At 68.2% G+C, this 20,186-nt stretch carries 22 protein-coding genes; 7 read left to right on the top strand and 15 right to left on the bottom strand.

What is annotated here, in order from left to right:
- Positions 1 to 9 precede the first annotated feature (9 nt).
- Positions 10 to 1,503 carry a MocR-like pyridoxine biosynthesis transcription factor PdxR gene (pdxR, locus tag H1R19_RS07975; protein ID WP_219851152.1) on the top strand — a complete coding sequence of 498 codons (1,494 nt, stop codon included), beginning with the start codon at positions 10 to 12 and terminating at the stop codon, positions 1,501 to 1,503.
- Between the two features lie 9 nt (positions 1,504 to 1,512).
- Here the strand turns inward: pdxR and H1R19_RS07970 are convergent, their stop codons facing one another.
- Positions 1,513 to 2,295, bottom strand: coding sequence for an isoprenyl transferase (locus H1R19_RS07970; protein WP_188329810.1), 783 nt, complete (start codon positions 2,293 to 2,295; stop codon positions 1,513 to 1,515).
- Positions 2,296 to 2,464: 169 nt separating this feature from the next.
- Here H1R19_RS07970 and trhA point away from each other — a divergent pair, with 169 nt between their 5' ends.
- Complete coding sequence (trhA, locus tag H1R19_RS07965) at positions 2,465 to 3,133, top strand: PAQR family membrane homeostasis protein TrhA (RefSeq protein ID WP_219851151.1); 669 nt, start codon at positions 2,465 to 2,467, stop codon at positions 3,131 to 3,133.
- Here trhA and H1R19_RS07960 read toward each other — a convergent pair.
- From H1R19_RS07960 to H1R19_RS07940, 5 genes are all read right to left on the bottom strand, one after another.
- A complete protein-coding gene (locus H1R19_RS07960) occupies positions 3,120 to 3,941 on the bottom strand; it encodes an ABC transporter ATP-binding protein (protein ID WP_219851150.1) in 822 nt (273 codons plus the stop codon). The two genes, trhA and H1R19_RS07960, sit on opposite strands and share 14 nt — an antisense overlap.
- Positions 3,938 to 4,981, bottom strand: coding sequence for a FecCD family ABC transporter permease (locus tag H1R19_RS07955; protein WP_219851149.1), 1,044 nt, complete (start codon positions 4,979 to 4,981; stop codon positions 3,938 to 3,940). The genes H1R19_RS07960 and H1R19_RS07955 overlap by 4 nt, the downstream gene beginning before the upstream one ends.
- Before the next feature lie 8 nt (positions 4,982 to 4,989).
- A complete protein-coding gene (locus tag H1R19_RS07950) occupies positions 4,990 to 6,015 on the bottom strand; it encodes an ABC transporter substrate-binding protein (RefSeq protein ID WP_219851148.1) in 1,026 nt (341 codons plus the stop codon).
- Between the two features lie 221 nt (positions 6,016 to 6,236).
- Complete coding sequence (locus tag H1R19_RS07945) at positions 6,237 to 7,325, bottom strand: 3-deoxy-7-phosphoheptulonate synthase (RefSeq protein ID WP_219851147.1); 1,089 nt, start codon at positions 7,323 to 7,325, stop codon at positions 6,237 to 6,239.
- Positions 7,326 to 7,577: 252 nt separating this feature from the next.
- Positions 7,578 to 8,024, bottom strand: a complete 447-nt coding sequence (locus H1R19_RS07940; protein ID WP_188329816.1) for an Lrp/AsnC family transcriptional regulator — start codon at positions 8,022 to 8,024, stop codon at positions 7,578 to 7,580.
- A 97-nt stretch (positions 8,025 to 8,121) separates the two neighbouring features.
- On the opposite strand from H1R19_RS07940, the gene rocD reads away from it, so the two are divergent.
- Positions 8,122 to 9,402 (top strand): ornithine--oxo-acid transaminase, encoded by a 1,281-nt coding sequence (rocD, locus tag H1R19_RS07935; RefSeq protein ID WP_219851146.1) that lies wholly within the window; start codon positions 8,122 to 8,124, stop codon positions 9,400 to 9,402.
- Here the strand turns inward: rocD and H1R19_RS07930 are convergent.
- Genes H1R19_RS07930 through mca form a run of 3 tightly spaced genes read right to left on the bottom strand, consistent with a single transcriptional unit; the run spans position 9,390 to position 12,611 of the window.
- Positions 9,390 to 11,393 (bottom strand): thioredoxin domain-containing protein, encoded by a 2,004-nt coding sequence (locus H1R19_RS07930; protein ID WP_219851556.1) that lies wholly within the window; start codon positions 11,391 to 11,393, stop codon positions 9,390 to 9,392. The two genes, rocD and H1R19_RS07930, sit on opposite strands and share 13 nt — an antisense overlap.
- Positions 11,394 to 11,406: 13 nt before the next feature.
- The gene (locus H1R19_RS07925) at positions 11,407 to 11,715 is read right to left on the bottom strand and encodes a hypothetical protein (protein ID WP_188329818.1); all 309 of its coding nucleotides are present in this window, start codon (positions 11,713 to 11,715) and stop codon (positions 11,407 to 11,409) included.
- On the bottom strand, positions 11,715 to 12,611 hold the full coding sequence (gene mca, locus H1R19_RS07920; RefSeq protein WP_188329819.1) for a mycothiol conjugate amidase Mca: 897 nt from the start codon (positions 12,609 to 12,611) through the stop codon (positions 11,715 to 11,717). Before mca ends, H1R19_RS07925 begins: the two co-directional genes overlap by 1 nt.
- 48 nt (positions 12,612 to 12,659) lie before the next feature.
- On the opposite strand from mca, the gene H1R19_RS07915 reads away from it, so the two are divergent.
- From H1R19_RS07915 to greA, 3 genes are all read left to right on the top strand, one after another.
- The gene (locus H1R19_RS07915; RefSeq protein WP_188329820.1) at positions 12,660 to 13,157 is read left to right on the top strand and encodes a DUF4307 domain-containing protein; all 498 of its coding nucleotides are present in this window, start codon (positions 12,660 to 12,662) and stop codon (positions 13,155 to 13,157) included.
- The gene (locus H1R19_RS07910; RefSeq protein WP_219851145.1) at positions 13,154 to 13,930 is read left to right on the top strand and encodes a queuosine precursor transporter; all 777 of its coding nucleotides are present in this window, start codon (positions 13,154 to 13,156) and stop codon (positions 13,928 to 13,930) included. Before H1R19_RS07915 ends, H1R19_RS07910 begins: the two co-directional genes overlap by 4 nt.
- Positions 13,931 to 14,059: 129 nt before the next feature.
- Positions 14,060 to 14,551, top strand: coding sequence for a transcription elongation factor GreA (greA, locus tag H1R19_RS07905; protein ID WP_188329822.1), 492 nt, complete (start codon positions 14,060 to 14,062; stop codon positions 14,549 to 14,551).
- 160 nt (positions 14,552 to 14,711) lie between these two features.
- Here the strand turns inward: greA and H1R19_RS07900 are convergent, their stop codons facing one another.
- From H1R19_RS07900 to H1R19_RS07885, 4 genes are read right to left on the bottom strand one after another with little or no spacing between them, the layout of a single operon-like run.
- Positions 14,712 to 15,644 (bottom strand): hypothetical protein, encoded by a 933-nt coding sequence (locus tag H1R19_RS07900; protein WP_219851144.1) that lies wholly within the window; start codon positions 15,642 to 15,644, stop codon positions 14,712 to 14,714.
- Between the two features lie 31 nt (positions 15,645 to 15,675).
- A complete protein-coding gene (locus H1R19_RS07895) occupies positions 15,676 to 15,912 on the bottom strand; it encodes an Ltp family lipoprotein (RefSeq protein WP_257865674.1) in 237 nt (78 codons plus the stop codon).
- A gap of 9 nt (positions 15,913 to 15,921) precedes the next feature.
- A complete protein-coding gene (locus H1R19_RS07890) occupies positions 15,922 to 16,203 on the bottom strand; it encodes a hypothetical protein (RefSeq protein WP_188329824.1) in 282 nt (93 codons plus the stop codon).
- A gap of 5 nt (positions 16,204 to 16,208) precedes the next feature.
- Positions 16,209 to 16,997, bottom strand: coding sequence for a DUF4352 domain-containing protein (locus H1R19_RS07885; RefSeq protein WP_188329825.1), 789 nt, complete (start codon positions 16,995 to 16,997; stop codon positions 16,209 to 16,211).
- Between the two features lie 204 nt (positions 16,998 to 17,201).
- Between H1R19_RS07885 and H1R19_RS07880 the strand changes: the two genes are divergently transcribed.
- The gene (locus H1R19_RS07880) at positions 17,202 to 17,720 is read left to right on the top strand and encodes an SRPBCC family protein (RefSeq protein ID WP_188329826.1); all 519 of its coding nucleotides are present in this window, start codon (positions 17,202 to 17,204) and stop codon (positions 17,718 to 17,720) included.
- Positions 17,721 to 17,780: 60 nt separating this feature from the next.
- On the opposite strand, the gene ilvA is transcribed toward H1R19_RS07880, so the two are convergent.
- Together ilvA and H1R19_RS07870 are read right to left on the bottom strand one after the other, a co-directional pair.
- A complete protein-coding gene (gene ilvA, locus H1R19_RS07875; protein ID WP_188329827.1) occupies positions 17,781 to 18,980 on the bottom strand; it encodes a threonine ammonia-lyase in 1,200 nt (399 codons plus the stop codon).
- Positions 18,981 to 19,011: 31 nt separating this feature from the next.
- Positions 19,012 to 20,184: a cystathionine gamma-synthase gene (locus H1R19_RS07870; protein ID WP_188329828.1), complete on the bottom strand. Its 1,173-nt coding sequence runs from the start codon at positions 20,182 to 20,184 to the stop codon at positions 19,012 to 19,014.
- Between the last annotated feature and the right edge of the window lie 2 nt (positions 20,185 to 20,186).

Below are 20,186 nucleotides of genomic sequence, written 5' to 3'. Positions count from 1 at the left end.
TGCAATTCGGTGGCAGAAAAACGAGCCAATCCCGCAGGCGTCGCACCGGCCGACGACCCGACCCCGGCCGACCCGTGGACCGACGTCGCGCAGCGGCTGGGCACCGACCTGTTCCTCGAACTCCAGCCGGACCCCGACGCCGGCCGGCGTGGCCGAGGAGCGACGCGTCGGCGCGCCCTCATCGAGGCCCTCAGGTCTGCAATCCTCGAAGGCCGGCTTCCGGCCGGGACCGCGTTACCTCCCTACCGTTCTCTCGCCGCCGACCTCGGGCTCGCGCGCGGGACGGTCTCGGCGGTGTACCAGGAACTGATCGCCGAGGGTTGGCTCACCGCCCGGCAGGGGTCGGCGACGCGGGTCGCCGAGGGCTCGTCGCGGCCACCGGCCATGATCGAGGAGTCCTCGCCGGTGACACCGTCGGCGATTCGCCACGACTTCTTCCTCGGCCAGCCCTGCGCCGCGATGTTCCCGCGCACCGACTGGATCCGCGCCACTCGCCGCGTCCTGACCGAGACCGCCGACGACGCCTTCGCGCCCGCACACCCGCAGGGGCGACCCGAACTCCGCTCCGCGCTGGCCGCCTACCTCGGCCGGACGCGGGGGGTGCGTACCACCGGCGGCGAGATCGTTCTCGGCACGTCGGTCTCCTCGGCCCTGGAATTGTTGTCGCGCAGCGTGTTCGGCGACACGATCGCCGTGGAGAGTCACGGACTGCCGTTCCACTGGCAGCCGCTCGAGCGTGGCGGCACCCGCGTCGTACCGATTCCCATCGACCACGACGGCATGGTCGTCGCCGACCTCGAGCACAGCGGCGCGGGCGCCGTCCTGCTGACACCGAGTCACCAGTTCCCCACCGGCGTCGCCCTGTCGCCCGCCCGGCGGATGCAGGTGGTCGACTGGGCACGACGCACCGGCGCGATCATCGTCGAAGACGACTACGACGGCGAGTTCCGGTACGACCGCGATCCCGTCGGGGCACTGCAGGCACTCGGGCCCGACGTGGTGATCCACGCAGGCTCGATGAGCAAGAGCCTCTCGCCCGCCGTACGCGTCGGCTGGCTGGCGCTGCCCCCGCACCTCGTGCAGGTGGTTCTGGATGCCAAGGGAATCCGCGAGCCGGATGCGTCCATCGTCGACCAGCTGGTACTCGCGGAACTCATCGACACCGGCGCCTACGACCGGCACATCCGCCGCAGCCGGCAGGTCTACCGGGACCGGCGCGACGCCCTGGTCGCAGCCCTGGACGAGATCGGCCTGGAACTCCCCGGGATCGCCGCGGGACTCCACGCGGTGATCCCCGTCGATCACGCCGAGGAGGACGCACTCGTCCACCGCGCCTATGAACGCGGGATCAGCATCGTCGGCCAGTCCCTGTTCCGGCATCCGGCGGCCGATCCCCTGCCGTCGGGCGGGGTCGCCGTCGGCTTCGGCACACCCGCACCGTCGACGTTCACCACCGATCTGCGCGCCCTCACCGCACTGCTCGCCGACCGGGCCCCGGCGTGAGCAGCGGCGCTACTTGCCGAAGCGTCGGCTGCGGGCGGCGTAATCGCGTAGCGCGCGAAGGAAATCGACGCGACGGAACTCCGGCCAATAGGCGTCGGTGAACCAGATCTCGGAGTAGGCGCTCTGCCACAACAGGAATCCCGACAGGCGCTGTTCACCCGAGGTGCGGATCACCAGGTCGGGGTCGGGTTGTCCCTTGGTGTAGAGGTTGGCGTCGATGGCCTCGACCGTCACCGCGTCGATCATCTCGGCGGGAGTCGCACCCGCGGCGAGTTTCTCGTCGAGAAGGGCCCGCACCGCATCAACGATCTCCTGTCGCCCGCCGTATCCGACCGCGACGTTGACATTCATCCCGACGCGCTCGCAGGTGCGATCCGCCGCGGCGCGCAGTCGCTGGGCGACCGGCTCCGGCAGCGCGTCGAGCGTGCCGACGATCCGGATGCGCCACTCCCCCTCCGGGGCCGAGATCTCGTCGACGATGTCGGGCACGATCTCGAGGAGCGCGTCGAGTTCCTCCGACGACCGGTTCAGGTTCTCGGTGGACAGCAGATAGATGGTGACGGCCCCGATGCCGAGACCGGCGCACCAGCTGAGCATGTCGGCGATGCGCTGGGCTCCCACGCGGTGACCGTGGCTGACATCGTCGAACCCGGCCTCCCGTGCCCACCGCCGGTTGCCGTCGCAGATGATCGCGACGTGCCGTGGCAGACGGTCGGTGTCGAGGAGCTGGATCAGCCGGCGTTCGTAGACGGTGAGAACGGGGCGGCGCAGCCTGTCGGGCAGCAGCTTCATCGACGCGCCGGCCTGGCCAGTGGATGCTCGGCCGGCTCCGTCCGGGCGTGTGCGTCTTCTCGGCCTCGTGTCACGCCCGACACCTTACGCGCCGTCAGGAGACGAGGCCGATCCTCATCGGGCGCACGGACGACTGGCCCGTAACCCAAGTTACGGTACCGTAGGTTAGGTGAGCACGCTGCTGAATCCGTCCGCGGACGACCGCCCCCGCCTGCGCGGGGTGATCCACCACTACTCCGCCTATGCGGCGGCCGTGGCCGGTCTCGCGCTGGTCGTGGGCGCCGCACTCACCCAGGGCGCCCTCGCGACGGTGACGTGCGCGATCTACGCGGTCACCGTGGTCGGCCTGTTCTCCGTCAGCGCCGTCTATCACCGCGTCCCGTGGAAGACCTCGCGCGCGCGAATCCGGATGAAGCGTGCCGATCACTCGATGATCTTCGTGTTCATCGCCGGCACCTACACCCCGTTCTGCGCGCTGGGCCTGCCCTCCCCGACGAGCTGGTGGGTGTTGGGCGTCGTGTGGGTGGGCGCGCTGTCCGGGGCCACCCTGAAGATCCTCTGGCCGGCCGCGCCCCGCTGGCTCGGCGTGACCCTCTACATCCTGCTCGGCTGGGTGATCGTCGCCGTCGCACCCGCGCTGGCCACCCAGACCGGCGTGGCGGTGATGATCCTGCTCGCGCTCGGCGGCGTCTTCTACAGCGTCGGCGGTGTGCTGTACGCACTGCGCCGGCCCGATCCGTGGCCGGCCACCTTCGGTTACCACGAGGTGTTCCACGTGTGCACCGCGATCGCCGCGCTGCTCCACTACGCCGCCGCCTGGATGCTCATCTCGGGCTGAGGTCTGCCGTCGCCGTGTTGCGGCAGTGACGCCGTCGCCGCATACCGCCCATCGGCGGCGCGAACCGCACCGACGCCATCCCGTCTGCGCTGACCTCCACATTCGCGTCGACGCCGTACACCTCGGCGATCATCTCGGCGGTGATCACCTGCGCCGGCGACCCGAATCCCACCACCCGTCCCGCGCACAACACCATCACCCGGTGGCAGAACATCGCCGCGAGATTGAGGTCGTGCAACGCGGCGTAGCTCGTGATGCCCAGTGAGGCGACAAACCCGAGCAACTCCAATTGATGCCGTATGTCCAGGTGATTCGTCGGCTCGTCGAGCAACAACTCGGCGGGTTCCTGCGCGAGCGCCCGCGCGATCTGGGCGCGCTGCTTCTCACCGCCCGAGAGCGTGTGCCACCGGTCGTGCGCCTTCGACGCGAGTCCGGTGCGCGCCAACACCTCTGCCACCACACGTTCGCCGTGGTCGTCGTCGCCGAAGGTGGAGCGATGCGGAATCCGGCCCAGCCGGACCACATCGATCACCGACAGGTCGACATCGGTGGTCGCGTGCTGCGACACCACTGCCACGCGCCGGGCGAGCTGCCGACGTCGGATCGTGGTGATGTCCGTGCCATCGATGGACACCTCGCCGAGCTGTGGGCGCGCGAGTCCGCCGAGCGCACGGAGCAGCGAGGACTTGCCCGACCCGTTGGGGCCGAGGATGCCGATCATCTCGCCGGGCTCGGCCACCAGGGTCACGTCGTCGAGGACGAGGTTGCCACCCCTCGTCCACGACACCTTGTGTGCGCGAATCGTCATGCGGCACCCCGCATCCGGAACAACAACGCAGCAAAGACCGGGACCCCGATCAGTGCGGTGACCACCCCGACCGGGATCTCTTGAGGCGCAAAGGCGGTACGCGCGATCGTGTCCACCCAGATCATGAAGATCGCACCGGCAACCACCACCGCGGGCACCAGCCGGCGGTGCGCGACGCCCACGACCAGCCGGGTCGCGTGTGGCAGGACGAGCCCGACGAATCCGATCGCACCCACCGAACTCACCAGCGTCGCCGTGACCAGGGCCACGACGACGAGCAGACCACCCCGGACCCACGCCACCGACACCCCGAGGGACGCGGCCGCCCCGGCGCCGAAGGTGAACGCGTCGAGCGCCCGGGCCTGCCACAGACAGATCGCCACACCCAGCGCGGTCGCGAAGGCCGACACCGCGACGTCCCACCAGTCGACCCCGGAGAGCGAACCCAGCAGCCAGAACAGGATGCCGCGGGTGCGTTCGGCGTCGGCGGAGGAGATCACGATGAACGAAGTCAGTGCCGAAAACAGCTGCGTCCCGGCCACTCCCGCCAGCACGATGCGGGCCGTGCCGCCGCCGGCACCGGTCGCCAGGATCATCACCAGCACGAAGGACGCGAGCGCGCCGAGGAATGCGCCGCCGGACAGCGACAGCGCACCCGAGCCCACGCCCAGCACGACCACCGACACCGCGCCGGTCGACGCGCCGGAGGACACACCCAGGACGTACGGGTCGGCGAGTGGATTGCGGAGCAGCGACTGCATGATCACCCCGCACAGGGCCAGGCCCGCCCCGCAGACAGCTGCCATGAGCGCCCGCGGTAGTCGTAGCTCCCATACGATGCTGTCGCGCACCGGCGACAACCCCGACGGCGGACCGCCGAGATGTCCGATCAGCACGCGCATCACATCGCCGACGGACAGTTCGGCGACTCCGATGGTCACCGATGCGCCGAGCGAGAACAGCAGCACGACCGTCCCGGGAACCCAGATCAGACCGCGGAACCGGGTGTGTCCGTTCGCCGTCGCGACCTCGGTGCGCATGCCCGATGTCAGGATGGCGTGTTCCAGTTCCGCAGGGCGGCAGCGACTTTCTCGACACCGTCGACGGTGCGGATCGACGGGTTGAGATCGGCTCCGTTGACCACGGCGTAGCGTCCGGCCCGCACCGCGTCGAGCTTGCTCGTCACCGGATGGCTCTCCAGGAACTCGATCTTGCTCGACAGCGCATCTCCGTCGATGCTGCGGCGGCTCAGGTCGGCGAGCACGATCACGGTCGGATTGCGCTCGGCGACACTCTCCCAGCTCACCTGGGGCCATTCGTCGGTGGTGTCGGCGAAGATGTTGCGCGCCCCGACCGCCTCGGCGATCACACCCGACGATCCACAACACCCGGCCATGTACGGCGTCTTGGTGTCGGCGAACCAGAACACCATCGAGGTCCCGGGACCGGCGTCCATGGTGGCCTCCCGGTGGCGGCGCGCCAGCTCGGAGACCAACTGTTCGCCGCGCTCGGCAACGTCGAAGATCCTTGCCAGTTCCCGGATCTCGCGATAGACCAGCTCCAGTGTGAACGGCTCCTCGCGCGCGCCGTCGGAGTTCACGCTCTCGCCGGACTTGCCGATGCAGTCCGTGGGCGAGAGGTAGGTGGGCACGCCGAGCCGATCGAACTGTTCGCGGTCGGCCACCCCGCCGGCCCCGAGCGTGCCGCCGAAAGATGCTGTGACGAAGTCGGGCTCGGTGGCCAGGACGGTCTCCAGCGACGGCTTGTTGTCGGCCAGGCGCGGCACGCGCGCATTGGCCTGCGCGAGGTTCTCGCGCACTGGGTCGGTCCAGGTCGCGGTGCCCACCATCCGCTCGGCGAGGCCGAGGGACAACAGGATCTCCGTCGATCCCTGGTTCAGCGAGACGACACGTTCGGGTGGTGCGGCGACGGTGGTGGTGTGTCCGCAGTTGTCGAGGACGACCGCGGCGCCCGCCGAAGGCTCGTCGAGGCTCGACGAGCATCCGGCGATGAGCGCGAGAACTGCTGTCGCGCAGGCGAATCTGGTACGGCGAGTAAAACGGGAAAAGTGCATGGCGAGATCGCTCCATGGTCGGGGCCCGTGCGCGAGGCCTGATCAACAAGGCATGCTCGGCCAGTAATCGGACTTCGGCTCCCGCCGTCACCGTTGCGCGTCAGTCCCGGATTCCCACCGGGTTCCCTCGCACGAGCATCAGACCACCGCACGCCGCAGGCGCGGGCGATCCGAACCGGAACTCTACTGCAGGGGTCTGCGGCCCCCTCACCGACGTCCGATCAGCCGCGCGCGAGAGCGGCCAGAACCTCGGCGCTGGCTTCCCAGCCCATGCACTTGTCGGTGACCGACTTGCCGTACACCAGCGGCGTGGCCTCGGGAGACTGGGCGCCCTCCTCGAGGAAGCTCTCGAGCATCACACCGCTGATCGTCGACTCCTCGCCCGCCTCCCGCGCGGCACGCAGCATGGTGCCGATCTCGGTGGCGACCTCCGCCTGACGGAGGTGGTCCTTGCCCGAGTTGGCGTGCGAGCAGTCGATCATCACGCGTGCGGGCAGGCCCGCTTTCGCCAGCGCCTCGGCGGCCGCGGACACCGATTCGGCGTCGAAGTTGGGGCCGCGGGTCCCGCCGCGCAGGATGATGTGGCAGTCCTCGTTGCCCGCGGTCTCCACCACCGCACCGTTGCCGAAGTCGTCGACGCCGAAGAAGACATGCTCGGCCGCAGCGGCTTTCACTCCGTCGATGGCGACCTGGACGTTGCCGTCGGTACCGTTCTTGAATCCGACCGGCATCGACAGACCCGACGCCAGCTGACGGTGGACCTGCGACTCGGTGGTGCGTGCCCCGATGGCACCCCAGGCGACCGCGTCGGCGATGTACTGCGGACTGGTCGGCTCCAGGAATTCGCATCCCACGGGCAGGCCGAGGTCGATGATGTCGAGCAGCAGCGACCGGGCGGTCCGCAACCCGAGCTCGACGTCGAAGGTGTTGTCCATGCCCGGATCGTTGATCAGGCCCTTCCACCCGACGGTGGTGCGCGGCTTCTCGAAGTAGACGCGCATGACGATCTTGAGGCGATCGGCGTACGCGTCGGCCAGCGGCGCGAGACGACGTGCGTAGTCGATGGCGGCGACCGGATCGTGCACCGAGCAGGGGCCGACGATGACGAGGAGACGGTCGTCGCGGCCGGCGAGGATGTCGGCGATCTCGTCACGGTCGCGCTGGACCGCGACGGCCCGGCGGGCGGTCAACGGCAGCTCGCTGCGGACGGAGTCGGGCGACGGGATCGGGCGGAACGCTTTGATCCGGCGGTCCGACGTGGACTCGGACGAGTCGTTCATACGCGTGGGGAGATCCGGCAGTGTGGTCACGTTGTGTGCCTTTCGAGGTCATGCCCTGTCGAGATTGCGTCGAGGCATGCCCGGGTGTGGTCGGAGCCCCGCTCAAATGACAAGAGCAGCGACCGTATGGTCGCTGCTCGGGCTCCGGGTGTTACGTGCGCGCGTTAGTTCAACGCTTCATCAGGCCCCACCCGGAGCCTCGATAAAGCGCCAATAGGCGCGCACGGTGCTGATCACGGCGACCACATTAACACAGGCCCGCGACTGCGCATCGACACACGATCACGGATGACCGCGGTCGATGAGTTCGCTGAGGACGATGATGGATTCGGACTTGTCGACCGGACCCGCCGCCCGGATCCGTTCGAGCGCCTGCTCGAGGTGTCGGACGTCGCGCGCCCGCACACGCAGGATGGCGTCGGCCTGCCCGGTGATCGTCGCCGCGCTGACGACCTCCGGAATCGGTTCCCAGGCCGCCTTGAGCTGGCCCGGCGACATGTTTCCGCGGCAGTACACCTGGACGTAGGCCTCCGTGGTCCATTGCATCGCACGGGGATCCACGATCGCGGTGAAGCCGCGGATGATCCCGTCGTCGAGCAATCGGTCGACACGGCGTTTGACCGCCGGGGCCGAGAGCCCGACCTCCTCACCTATCTGCGCGTAGGTCGCCCGGGCGTCCCGGGTGAGGCACGCGAGGACCTTCGAGTCGACATCGTCGATCGTCCGCAACGGATCGCCTTCTTTCGCCTGTCAAGCGACGATCCGTTGCATTCGCACGCAATTGTCGCCGATTGTTTGCATCGAATGCCGAAGATACGCTCGATCCATGACTTTGACGAGCTCGAATCCCGGGATGCCCGGCCCGGGAGTGAGCACGTCACCACTCCGCGACCCAGCCGAACCACATGTCGCGCGGAACTATTCGCCGATCCCGGTCACCGCCGCGACCGCCGAGGGCGCCTGGATCACCGACGTCGACGGACGACGGCACCTCGATTGCCTCGGCGCATATTCGGCGGTCAACTTCGGCCACCGGCATCCCCGCATCGTCGCTGCCGCGCTCGGGCAACTCGACCGGGTCACGCTGACCAGCCGGGCCTTCCGGTCCGATCGCCTCGAACCGTTCTGCGCCGCACTGGCCGAGCTGTGCGGCAAGGAGATGGTGCTACCCATGAACACCGGTGCCGAGGCCGTGGAGTCGGGCATCAAGGTGGCCCGCAAATGGGGCTACGACGTCAAGGGCGTGCCGGACGGACAGGCAAGGATCGTCGTGGCCGGCGGCAACTTCCACGGCCGCACCACGACGATCATCTCGTTCAGTGATGATCCCGACGCACGGAACGGATTCGGCCCCTACACACCGGGATTCGTCCGCGTCCCCTTCGGCGATGCAGCCGCGCTCGCCTCCGCGGTCGACGAGAACACCGTGGCCGTCCTTCTCGAACCGATCCAGGGCGAGGCCGGGATCATCGTGCCGCCGGATGACTACCTGCCGCGAGTCCGCGAACTGTGCACGCGCCGGAACGTGTTGCTGATCGCCGACGAGATCCAGTCCGGCCTTGGCCGTACCGGCAGGACGTTCGCCGTGGAGCACTGGGGCGTCGTACCCGATGTCTACCTACTCGGGAAGGCACTCGGCGGCGGCCTGCTGCCGGTGTCGGCGGTGGTCGCCGATCGCGACGTCCTCGGAGTCCTGCACCCCGGCCAGCACGGTTCGACCTTCGGCGGCAATCCCCTGGCAGCCGCGGTGGGTCACACCGTCGTCGACATGCTCGCCGAGGGCACCTGGCAGACCCGGGCCGCCGACCTCGGCGCCCACCTGCACGCACGGTTGCGCGAATTCGTCGGCGCGGGCGTCGTCGCCGTGCGCGGACTCGGCCTGTGGGCCGGCATCGACCTCGATCCCGGGCTCGGCTCCGGCAAGGACTTCTGCCTACGCCTGTCCGAACACGGCGTGCTGGCCAAGGACACCCACGGTTCGACGCTGCGCCTGGCGCCACCGCTCGTGGTCACCGAGTCCGAGATCGATTGGGCGATGGACCGATTCGCGACAACCCTGACGGTCAGCGACTTCACGGCGAGCGCCGACGCGGCTCAGACGAGGTGATCGGCGAGCTGATCGGGATCGGTGAGCGGCAGTCCGCAGACCGTGCCGCGGCACACGTAGGCGGCGTCATGCCCGTCGACCGGCCCGCGCCCCTCCAGCAACGGCTGCGAATCACGTTCGCCCGCAACGATGATGGTCCCGCCAGGAGCCACCCGCCAGGCCCGTGCGGTGAGTAGGTGGTCCGATCCGGGGACTTCGGAGACCGCCACCTGCAGCGGACCCGCCACCCGCGCCTCGATCACCGACATCCAGTGCCCGGCCGACCTGGGCAGCTTGGCGACGATCACCGACGCGCGGGCCAGACTGTGCTCCGACAACTCCGCGTAGCCGACGGCCTTGTCGGGCCCGGCGAGTGCCGAGGCGATGAGCAACGCCTCGGCCATCAGCGACGCGCCTGAGGGGGTCGCGCCGTCGATGGGGTCACGTGGTCGCGCGATGAGTCCGGCGCCGGTGGCGTCGAACCAGGCTCCGGGTGCCTGCGGATCCGCGAAGAGCTCGATGGCGGTGTCGAGCAACTCCAGTCCCGTGTCGCGCCACCGCGGGTCGCCGGTGACCTGGAACAGCGTGAGCAGGGCCGTGGTGAGAGCCGCATGATCGTCGAGCCCGCCGTCGGGTTCTCCGACGACACCGCCCAGCGACGACCGGCGCAGGCGGCCGTCGACGAGGTGATCTCGCAGTAGCGCATCGGCGCACCACAGCGCCTCGTCGATGTAGGCCGGGACGCCGAGGCCGGCGCCCGCCTCCGCCAGCGCGGTGACGGCCATCGCGTTCCACCCGGTGACGACCTTGTCGTCGCGGGTGGGCTGGACGCGTGTGGCCCGAGCGCGCAGCAACGCCGCTCGCACCTCGTCGAACCGGTCCGCATCCGAGCCGTCTCGGTCCGCGGGGTCGACCGGTAGCTGCAGCGTCGAACGTCCGTGCTCGAAGGTGCCGTGCCCGGTGACGGCGAACAGCTCCGCCGCCCACCGTCCGTCGTCGTTGCCGAGGACCTCGACGAGTTCGGCCGGGGTCCACACGTAGGTCGAGCCCTCCACGCCGTCGGCGTCGGCGTCCAGCGACGACGCGAAGCCGCCGTCGACCCGGAGGTCGCGCCGGAGGAACTCGACGGTCTCCGCGACGACCCGACGCGCGAGCCGATCGCCGGTGCGGCGGGCGAGGTGCGCGTACACGCGCAACAGCTGGGCATTGTCGTAGAGCATCTTCTCGAAGTGGGGCACCACCCAGGCCGCGTCGACGGAGTACCGCGCGAAACCACCGGCGAGCTGGTCGTAGATGCCGCCGCGCGCCATCGCGGTGAGCGTCCGGGCGGCGGCCTCGAGGGCGAACGGGTCCCTGGTGCGCTCGGCGTGCCTGATCAGCGCCTCGAGCAACGCCGACGGCGGGAACTTGGGCGCTCCGCCGAAGCCGCCGTGCTCTCGATCCTCCTCGTCGAGCACGGTGGTGACGGCCTGCTCGAGCAGCGGGCCGTCGACCGGGACCGCGCCGGCGGGCAGCGGCGGGCTGTTGGCGACGATGTGCTCGCGAACCCTGGCCGCCGTGTCGTCGAGGTCGGCCCGACGCTGCGTCCACGCCTCGGTGACCGCGGCCAGCACCTCACGGAACGACGGCATACCCCCGCGGGACACCGGCGGGTAGTACGTGCCCGTGTAGAACGGTTCCCCGGCCGGGGTGAGAAAACACGTCATCGGCCAGCCGCCCTGCCCTGTCATCGCGACGGTGGCGCTCATGTAGATCGAGTCGATGTCGGGACGTTCTTCGCGATCGACCTTGACGCACACGAAGTCCCGGTTCATCTGCGCTGCGGTGGCGTCGTCCTCGAACGACTCGTGCGCCATGACGTGGCACCAGTGGCAGGCGGCGTACCCGACCGACAGCAGGATCGGGACATCACGCTCGCGGGCCTCGGCGAGAGCGGCGTCCGACCACTCCCGCCAGTGCACCGGATTGTTCTGGTGCTGACGAAGATATGGGCTCGTCGCCGAGCCCAGCATGTTGCGCGAGGTGTCAGGTGTCCGCGGGGCGTCGCTCATCGGTACCAGCGGAACTCGCCTCGGGATCACCCGGTGCCTCCGCATCGACCGGGCCCGGGGCGTCGGTGCCCTCGTCGAAGGCCTGGTCGGCCTCCGGATGGTCGGTGTCGAAGGACGCGGGCAGCTTCTTGAGTTGCCGGCTCATCGACCAGATCAGGAACGCGGTGCCGACGAGCAGCAGCAGGATGACCAGCAGGCCCAACGGCGAGGCCTTGCCGAACTCGGGGCCCTGCGGCTCCTGCGCGAGCACCATCACGGTGTCGACGAATACGGTGTTGTTCATCACGCCTCGATTCCGGCGAACAGATCGGTCTCGGGCAGCGCGGTCTTGACGCGGGTCTTGGCCAACTCGAACTCCTCTGTGGGCCACAGCCGCTGCTGCCACTCCAGCGGCACGGCGAAGAACATGCCGTTGGGGTCGATCTGGGTGGCATGGGCGCGTAACGCGTCGTCACGCTGAGGGAAGTACTTCGCGCATTCGACCTGGGTGGTGACGCGCCCCATCAGATCGCCGCGGCTCGGGTCCCACTTGCTGAGCCACTCGGCGAACGGACTCTCCTGACCGCGGCTCTCGAACTCGTCGGAGAACAACACCATCCGGTCCCGGATGAACCCGTGCGTGTAGTAGAGCTTCGACACCGTCCACGGCTCACCCGCTTCGGGGAACGCCTCGGGGTCGCCGGCCTTCTCGTAGGCGGCGACCGACACCTCGTGGCATCGGATGTGGTCGGGGTGCGGATATCCGCCGTGCTCGTCGTAGGTGATGATCACGTGCGGCCGGAACTCACGGACCACGCGCACGAGTGCCTCGGTGGCCTCATCGAGCGGCACGGTCGCGAACGACCCTTCCGGCAGCGGTGGCAAGGGGTCACCCTCGGGGAGCCCGGAGTCGACGAATCCGAGCCAGCGATGCTGCACCCCGAGCGCGGCCGCGGCCGTCGCCATCTCCTCGCGGCGGACATCGGTCATCCGCTCTTTGATCCCCGGACGATCCATCGCCGGATTCAGAATGTCGCCGCGCTCACCACCGGTGAGTGTGACGACAAGCACTTCGTTGCCCTCGGCCGCATACTTCGCGGTCGTGGCCGCACCCTTGCTCGACTCGTCGTCAGGGTGTGCGTGCACCGCCATCAGACGGAACACCCCCGACTTCGGGTCGTCGGCGTGGGATTCGGTCACAGTTCCTCACCTTCGGATAGCTACTTGTCCCATGGTAGGTATTGACGCGTGAACAGTTCGGACGGGGGCGCCGCAGACGCCGGTGACCCATCGCGCTCGACCGGAGACGCAGGCCGCCCTCGAAGCGGCCCACGCGCCACCTACCCCGAGCGATCAGAGACCGCGCAGACCCGTCGACGCTGGTTCGTCGCACTGTCGGTGCTGGTCGTCGCGGCCGGTGTGACGCTCGCGGCCATCGGATACAGCAAGTTCGGAACTTCCGACGTGTCCGGCGATGCCACCGGCTACGAGATCCTCGACGACTCGACGGTCGCGGTGCAGTTCACCGTCGAACGTTCGGATCCGACTCAGCCCGCAGCCTGTGTGGTCCGCGGACGATCCCGCGACGGTAGCGAGACCGGACGCCGGGAGGTCCTCATCCCGGCCGGCTCGGCCGAGCGGATCGGCTTCCGCGCCGAGATCACGACATCGAAGCCGCCGGTCATCGGCGAGGTCTTCGGCTGCACCACCGACGTACCGGCATACCTGCGACCCTCGGCGTCGTGACCTCGCCGCCGAACGAACCCGGCGACACCCGCGCTCCACGAGCCGCGTTCGCCTCGATCGGCAGCAGCTACTTCCCCATCCTGGTCGCGCTGTTCGTCGGCGTGATGCTCATCAGCAACATCACCGGCACCAAGGGCGTCGTCCTGTTCGACGACTGGCTGAGCGTCGACCTCGGACCGATCCAGATGCAGGGCCTGGTGACCGACGGGGCTTTCTTCCTGTTCCCCCTCGCCTACGTCCTGGGCGACGTGATCAGCGAGGTGTACGGCTTCCGCGCCATGCGACGGACCATCCTCGCCGGTTTCGCCGTGCTGACGCTCGCGTCGCTGTGTTTCTGGCTGACCATTCACCTGCCTGCCGCCGAATTCTATGAAGGCCAGGAGGCTTTCACGACCGTGGCGGGCGTTGTCCCGCAATTCCTACTTGCCGGATTAGCCGGATATGTCGTAGGCGAATTCCTCAATTCCTTCGTGCTTGTCAAAATGAAGGAACGCGCCGGCGAACGACATCTCTGGGCGCGGCTGCTGGGATCGACGGTCGTCGGTGAATTCGCCGACACTCTCGTCTTCTGTTCGATTGCGGCGACGGCGCTGGGTATCTCCACCTGGGGTGACTTCGTGAACTACGCGCTGGTCGGCTTCATCTGGAAGACACTGGTCGAGATCATCATCATGCCGTTGACGTATTTCGTTGTGGGATGGCTGAAACGGGCCGAACCGACCTATCAGCAAGCACTCGGTTCCGCGTCGGGGGACACAAGCAACGTGCCATAGGTCTGATCACCTGGTAACCTGTACGGATACACGGCTCCGCGAGGGGTCGTGTTGCTGCATTTATAGCAGTCCATATGCCCACTGGTGCAAACGGTCGCCGGGGGCGCGGACAACACAAAGGAGTGACCGATGACCGACACCCAGGTGACCTGGCTGACACAAGAGTCGCACGACCGCCTCAAGGGCGAGCTCGACTCTTTGATCGCCAACCGTCCGGTCATTGCCGCCGAGATCAATGAGCGTCGCGAAGAAGGCGATCTCAAGGAGAACGGCGGTTACCACGCGGCGCGCGAGGAGCAGGGCCAGCAAGAGGCCCGCATCCGTCAGCTGCAGGAACTGTTGAACAACGCCAAGGTCGGCGAGGCACCCACCCAGTCCGGTGTGGCCCTCCCCGGTTCCGTCGTCACCGTCTACTACGACGGCGACGAGAAGGACACCGAGACCTTCCTGATCGCCACTCGCGAAGAGAGCGGCCAGGGCGGTCTGGAGACCTACTCCCCCAGTTCCCCGCTCGGCGCCGCACTGATCGACGCCAAGGTCGGCGAGACGCGCGAGTACTCCGTGCCCAGCGGAGCCACCGTCAAGGTGACTCTCGTCAGCGCGGAGCCCTACCACGGCTGAGCAGACCTTCGAACGAGCCCGGGACGGCGTCGTCGTCCCGGGCTCGTTTCGTCGTGGGCTCGAGGCGTCGTGGGCGGCCGGACGGAGCCGGTGACCGATGGACGTCAGTTCGACCGATCGACTTCGATCGAAGTCTGGCGGTCGGGTTGACGTCCACCGGTCACGCGACCGCAGGTCTGTCCAGCCACGGGCGCAGGAGATCGACGAGTTCGTCGCATTCGAGCGTCGCCCATGTGCACCGGATCACCATGATCCCCCGGGCGCGCAACGCGTCCTCGCGGCGCTTCTCCCGGATGAGTGCATCGCGCGTGGTCTCCCCCGGACGCAACAGCCGTCCGTACTTCTGCAGACCGTCGAACTCCCCGACGACGAGCGCGTCCCAGTCGAAGTCGGCGCGCGCCGGTCCGGCGCTGGTCTGAAAGGTGTGCTGAAGGCGGGGCACCGGCAACCCGGCCGCGATCATCTGGGCACGGCTCCACGACTCGCCCACACTCTCCGACGCCGCGTCGGCGAGTGACAAAGCGCGTCGTGCGGTTCCCACGCCTCGCCACCGGCCGCGCGAGTCGATGATGGTCCTCATCACGGTCGGGTCGGCTTCCAGTGCCAGTGCACGATCGAAAACAACCAGCGCCCGGGCGAAATCGCCGTCCATCGCGACGTCCACAGCTGTGCGCTCGAGACTTGTCACCCGAACCTCGTCGACCTCGACGATGTCGTCTGGAGACAACGGTCCGGCATGCACGGCACGGTGTCCGCGTCTGAAGCCGCCGCGCTTCTCCGTCTTGGTGAGATGAACGATCTCGCGTGCGGGGTGCAGTAGCGACAGCCCGTGAACCGCCGCAGCCGAGTCGTGGCTGAGTGCTGCCGTGTCGCGGTCCCGCGCGGAGGTGGCAACCGCGATGGATCTGAGCCGGTACAGGTACTCCCCACCGGCGTCGAGCTCATCGTCGATCGTCCCGACGCAGACACCAGGTGCCAGTCGCACGAGATCCCCTCGTCGGACAGCTGCGGCGACCACATCGTCGCTGATGCCGAGTCGGAGTGTTGCCTCGCGCCTGATGAGTCCGTACCGGTCGGTCGGGAATGTCGTCATCTGTATTGGACGCACCGCGGCGACGATCGGTTCACTTGTGCGGTCGCGCGGCGACCGAGCCTGACCGGCAGACCTCAACCCGACCGGCAGACCTCGATCGAAGTCTGCCGGTCAGTCCGAAGTCCACCGGTAAGTTCACCGCGTACGCCGAGTCTGCGTATGAGAAGCCCTCGTACTCCAGCTGTTCGATCAGCCCGGACTTCGAGAACGCCATCAGTGATGAGTATTCCCGCGCCTTGGCGACTGCGTTCAACTGCTCCGACGTCACCAGCGGCGTCTACGCATCCACCTCCGTCGATGCCACCGACCATTCTTCGGCCGCCTGCACCCACGGCGCGCTGTCAATCGGAGCGTCGACCTCGCCGGGGACCGCGGGGGGCGACACCACCGCCGCGATGCCGAGCGCGGCCGAGGCATCCGACAAATGTTGCCGCACAGCGTCATCCGAACGGACGAACTGCACCCCTCGCTGACCGAATCGCACTGACAACGCCTCCAGACGCGTCGCGAAACGCAGATGCCCCGCGCCCGGCTTCGGGCGCGGGGCATCGGTGAACACAACCGTCAGGCGAGATCGACCTTCACGCCCCCGGAGAACATCGAGTCATGCAGCTCGATCGATGCGGGCGTCGCATCCTTGGGCATGTCGTAGACCAACTTGACGGTCACGGCATTGCCGGGGTTGATGTTGTCCCACACGGGGATATCTGATCCTCCGAGTGCGATCTGGGCCATCGTGTCCGGCTCGAAACTGCGATCCTGGGCGTCGATCAGCTTCTGCCCCGTCGGGGAGAAGCTGTAAGGCTCGTCCGAGGTGTTCTTGACCGTCAAGGTCACGACGACGAACTGGCCCTGCGCCTGCTCCGTGAGGTACGGGTTGTCCCCCACCGACGCCAGCCCCGGCTCGACCTTGGACACCACGAACTCGAATTTGCCGTCGCGCACCGGGGTGTTCAGGCCGGGAGCCGACTCGTCGTCACCGGAACCGCCGTTGTCCGAACCGGCATTGTCCGAACCGCCCTCATCCGACGAAGTCGAATTGCCCGAGCCTGCGGTGTTGCCCGAATCGTCGGAGCCACCGCCGGACGTGGTCGCGATGATGATGATCAGCAGCACCACCACGGCACCGAGGATCCAGGGCCACTTCTTCTTCTTTTTCGCCGGAGGGGTCGGGTACGGCTGCGGCGGAGCGCCGTACTGGGGCGCTCCGTACTGGGGCGCTCCCGGTTGCAGCGGCTGACCGTACTGCTGGCCCGGCTGCACGGGCTGACCGTACTGGGGAGTCTGGCCGTACTGGGGAGTCTGGCCGGGCTGGCCCGGCTGGGGGTTCTGGGGGTTCTGGGGGTCGGTCATCGTCATCCTTTTCCATGTGCGGTCCCTGGGAAGCGGTGCCGCATCCGAAGACACTGTGACATCCAGGTCCGACAAATCCCTTGTCGCACACTGTCATCCGAACGGATGACTTCGCATGATGTCCCAAATCCGTCGTCGCGAACTGCGGATATGCGACAGCACCGGCCGCAGCGCGAGACAGTCGACCGTGCTTGAATGTGACCCATGGCACGTTCGTACCCGCTGGAAACCTTCGACCTCGACTTCTTCGACGAGGCACCCGTCCGACACGTCATCGACGTCCGTCTGCCGGTCACCCCGCAGCGCGCCTGGGCGGAGTTCACCCGTCAGCACACTCTCGACTGGTGTCGTGCGATCAAGACGATCGAGTTCACCTCGCCTGCGCCGTACGGTCCGGGCACCACGCGCAAAGCGGTCCTCGGGCCGGGATACGTCACACTCGAAGAGCACTTCTTCGACTGGACGGAGAACGCCGACGAGGGCCACTACCGCAACGGATTCCGCGTGGAGCGAGCCAACGTACCGGGCATCCGCCGCTTCGGTGAGGCCACCGAGATCTCGCCCACCGATGCGGGCTGCCGTCTCAGATGGACGTTCGCCCTGGAGCTGCCGACCACCTCCCGCGCGGTCACCGCCTTCTCGGGTCCGGCGTCCTCGACCGTGTACAAGACCATCGAAGCCGACACTCTCAAGTACTTCGCCCATCTCGACCCTGCGCAGTAGGGCCGCGCAACAGTACGCGCGTACAAGAGTCGGAACCGACAGGTCAGCGCCGCGCGCTGGTCAGGTCCGCAGAAACCCCGCGGCGGCCAGTGCGCGCCGGACGTCGTGCTGATGGTCGACGCCACGGGTCTCGACGCTCACGGTCACCTGCACCTCACCGAGGTACAGATCGTCGACGACACGTGAGTGCACCACGTCGATGACACTCGCCCCCTGGTCGCGGAGCAATTCCAGCAGGGAGATGAGACCGCCCGGACGGTCGGAGACCGTGGCGGTGAAGGTCAGGAACCGTCCGGCGGCGGTCAGGCCGTGGGTCGTGACGTCACGCAACAGCAGCGGATCGATGTTGCCGCCGGACAGCACGACGCACACCCTCCCCGACAGATCGAGTGTGCCGCCGACCGCCGCGGCGACACCCGCGGCACCGGCCGGCTCGACCACCAGCTTCGCCCGCTCCAGCATCAGCAGCAGCGCGGTACTCAGTTCTTCTTCGCTGACCGTGACGATCTGGTCCACGAGCTCGGTGACGTGCGCGAACGGGACGGCACCTGGCCGCGCGACGGCGATGCCGTCGGCCATGGTGTTCATCGATTCGGCCGGCACGGGGCGCTGTTCGGTCAGCGATGTCGGCCAGGCGGCGGCCTGCGCTGCCTGCACACCGATGATCCGGACGTCCGGGCGTGAGAGACGCACGGCCGCCGCGATACCCGCGAGGAGCCCACCGCCGCCGAGTGGCACGACGATCGTCGACACGTCCGGCATCTGCTCGAGGATCTCGACGCCGACGGTCGACTGACCCGCGACGATGTCGGGGTGGTCGAAGGGATGGATCAGCGCCGCACCGGTCCGCTCGGCGTACCGTTGCGCTTCCACGAGCGACTCGTCGACCGTCGAACCGGCCAGGATCACCTCGGCGCCATAGGCTTTCGTCGCCGCGATCTTGGGAAGCGCAGCGCCGGTGGGCATGTAGACGCGCGCGGCGATACCCAGGTCCGACGCCGACCACGCGACCCCCTGAGCATGGTTGCCCGCGCTCGCGGCGACGACACCGCGGGCCCGCTCCGCCGCCGACAGCCGGGAGATGCGCAGGTAGGCGCCACGCGGCTTGAAAGACCCGGTGCGCTGCAGGTTCTCGCACTTGAGCCACACATCGGCCCCGCTGCGCTCCGACACCACCCGCGACGCGATCACGGGCGTCCGGCGGATCACCCCCGCCAGTTCCTCGGTCGCCTTGTCGATGTCGGCAGAAGTCAGCAACATGTCACCAGTATCCGCCGACGTCGACGGCCGCTCAGCGCAGTGCGTTCTCCAGGTCACCCAGGATGTCGTCGATGTCTTCGATGCCCACCGACAACCGGACCAGGTTGGCGGGGACCTCGAGCAGCGAACCGGCGGTCGACGCGTGCGTCATGGCGCCTGGATGTTCGATGAGGGACTCGATGCCGCCGAGAGATTCGGCGAGCGTGAACACCTCGGTGCGCGCGCAGAACTGCTTGGCTTCCTCGATGCCGCCCTTGACGAGGACCGACACCATGCCGCCGTAGCGTTTCATCTGCCTGCCGGCCACCTCGTGTCCGGGGTGGGCGGTCAGGCCCGGGTACAGCACGGCCTCGATCTTGTCGTGGGACTGCAGGAAGTCGACGACCTTCTCCGCGTTGTCGCAATGGCGATCCATCCGGACACCCAGCGTCTTGATGCCACGCAGCGTCAGGAAGCCGTCGAACGGGCCGGGCACCGCGCCCGCGCCGTTCTGCAGGAACGCGAACGCCTCGTCGAGCTCTTCGCTGTCGGTGACGAGCGCCCCGCCGACGACGTCGGAGTGACCGCCGAGGTACTTGGTCGTCGAATGCAGCACCACGTCGGCCCCGAGGAGCAGCGGCTGCTGCAGATAGGGCGACGCGAAGGTGTTGTCCACCACCAGCTTTGCGCCGGCCTCGTGTGCGATGGCGGCGAGGGTCTCGATGTCGCCGACGTTGAGCAGCGGGTTGGTCGGCGTCTCGGTCCAGATGAGCTTGGTCTCGGAACGGATGGCGTCACGCACCGCCGTGACATCGGAGACCGGTGCCACCGAGTAGGTGATGCCCCACTGGGTGAACACCTTGTCGATGAGCCGGAAGGTGCCGCCATAGGCGTCATTCGGGATCACCAGGTGATCGCCGGGGCGCAGCGTGGAGCGCAGCAGGCAGTCGGTGGCCGCCATGCCGGAGGCGAAAGCCCGTCCGTAGGTGCCGTGTTCGAGGGCGGCGAGGTTCGCCTCGAGGGCCCGTCGAGTGGGATTGCCGGTGCGCGCGTACTCGAAGCCGTCGCGCAGTCCGCCCACACCGTCCTGGGCGAAGGTCGAACTGGCGTAGATCGGGACGTTGACCGCACCGGTCTGCGGGTCCGGCTCGTAGCCGGCGTGGATGGCACGGGTCGAGAAACCTTGCCAGCGAACCGAATCCGCGGCGCTGCGTCGCTCACTCACGT

This window comes from Gordonia jinghuaiqii, assembly GCF_014041935.1.
Lineage (GTDB): Bacteria > Actinomycetota > Actinomycetes > Mycobacteriales > Mycobacteriaceae > Gordonia > Gordonia jinghuaiqii.
This window is presented reverse-complemented; position numbering and strand designations above follow the sequence as displayed.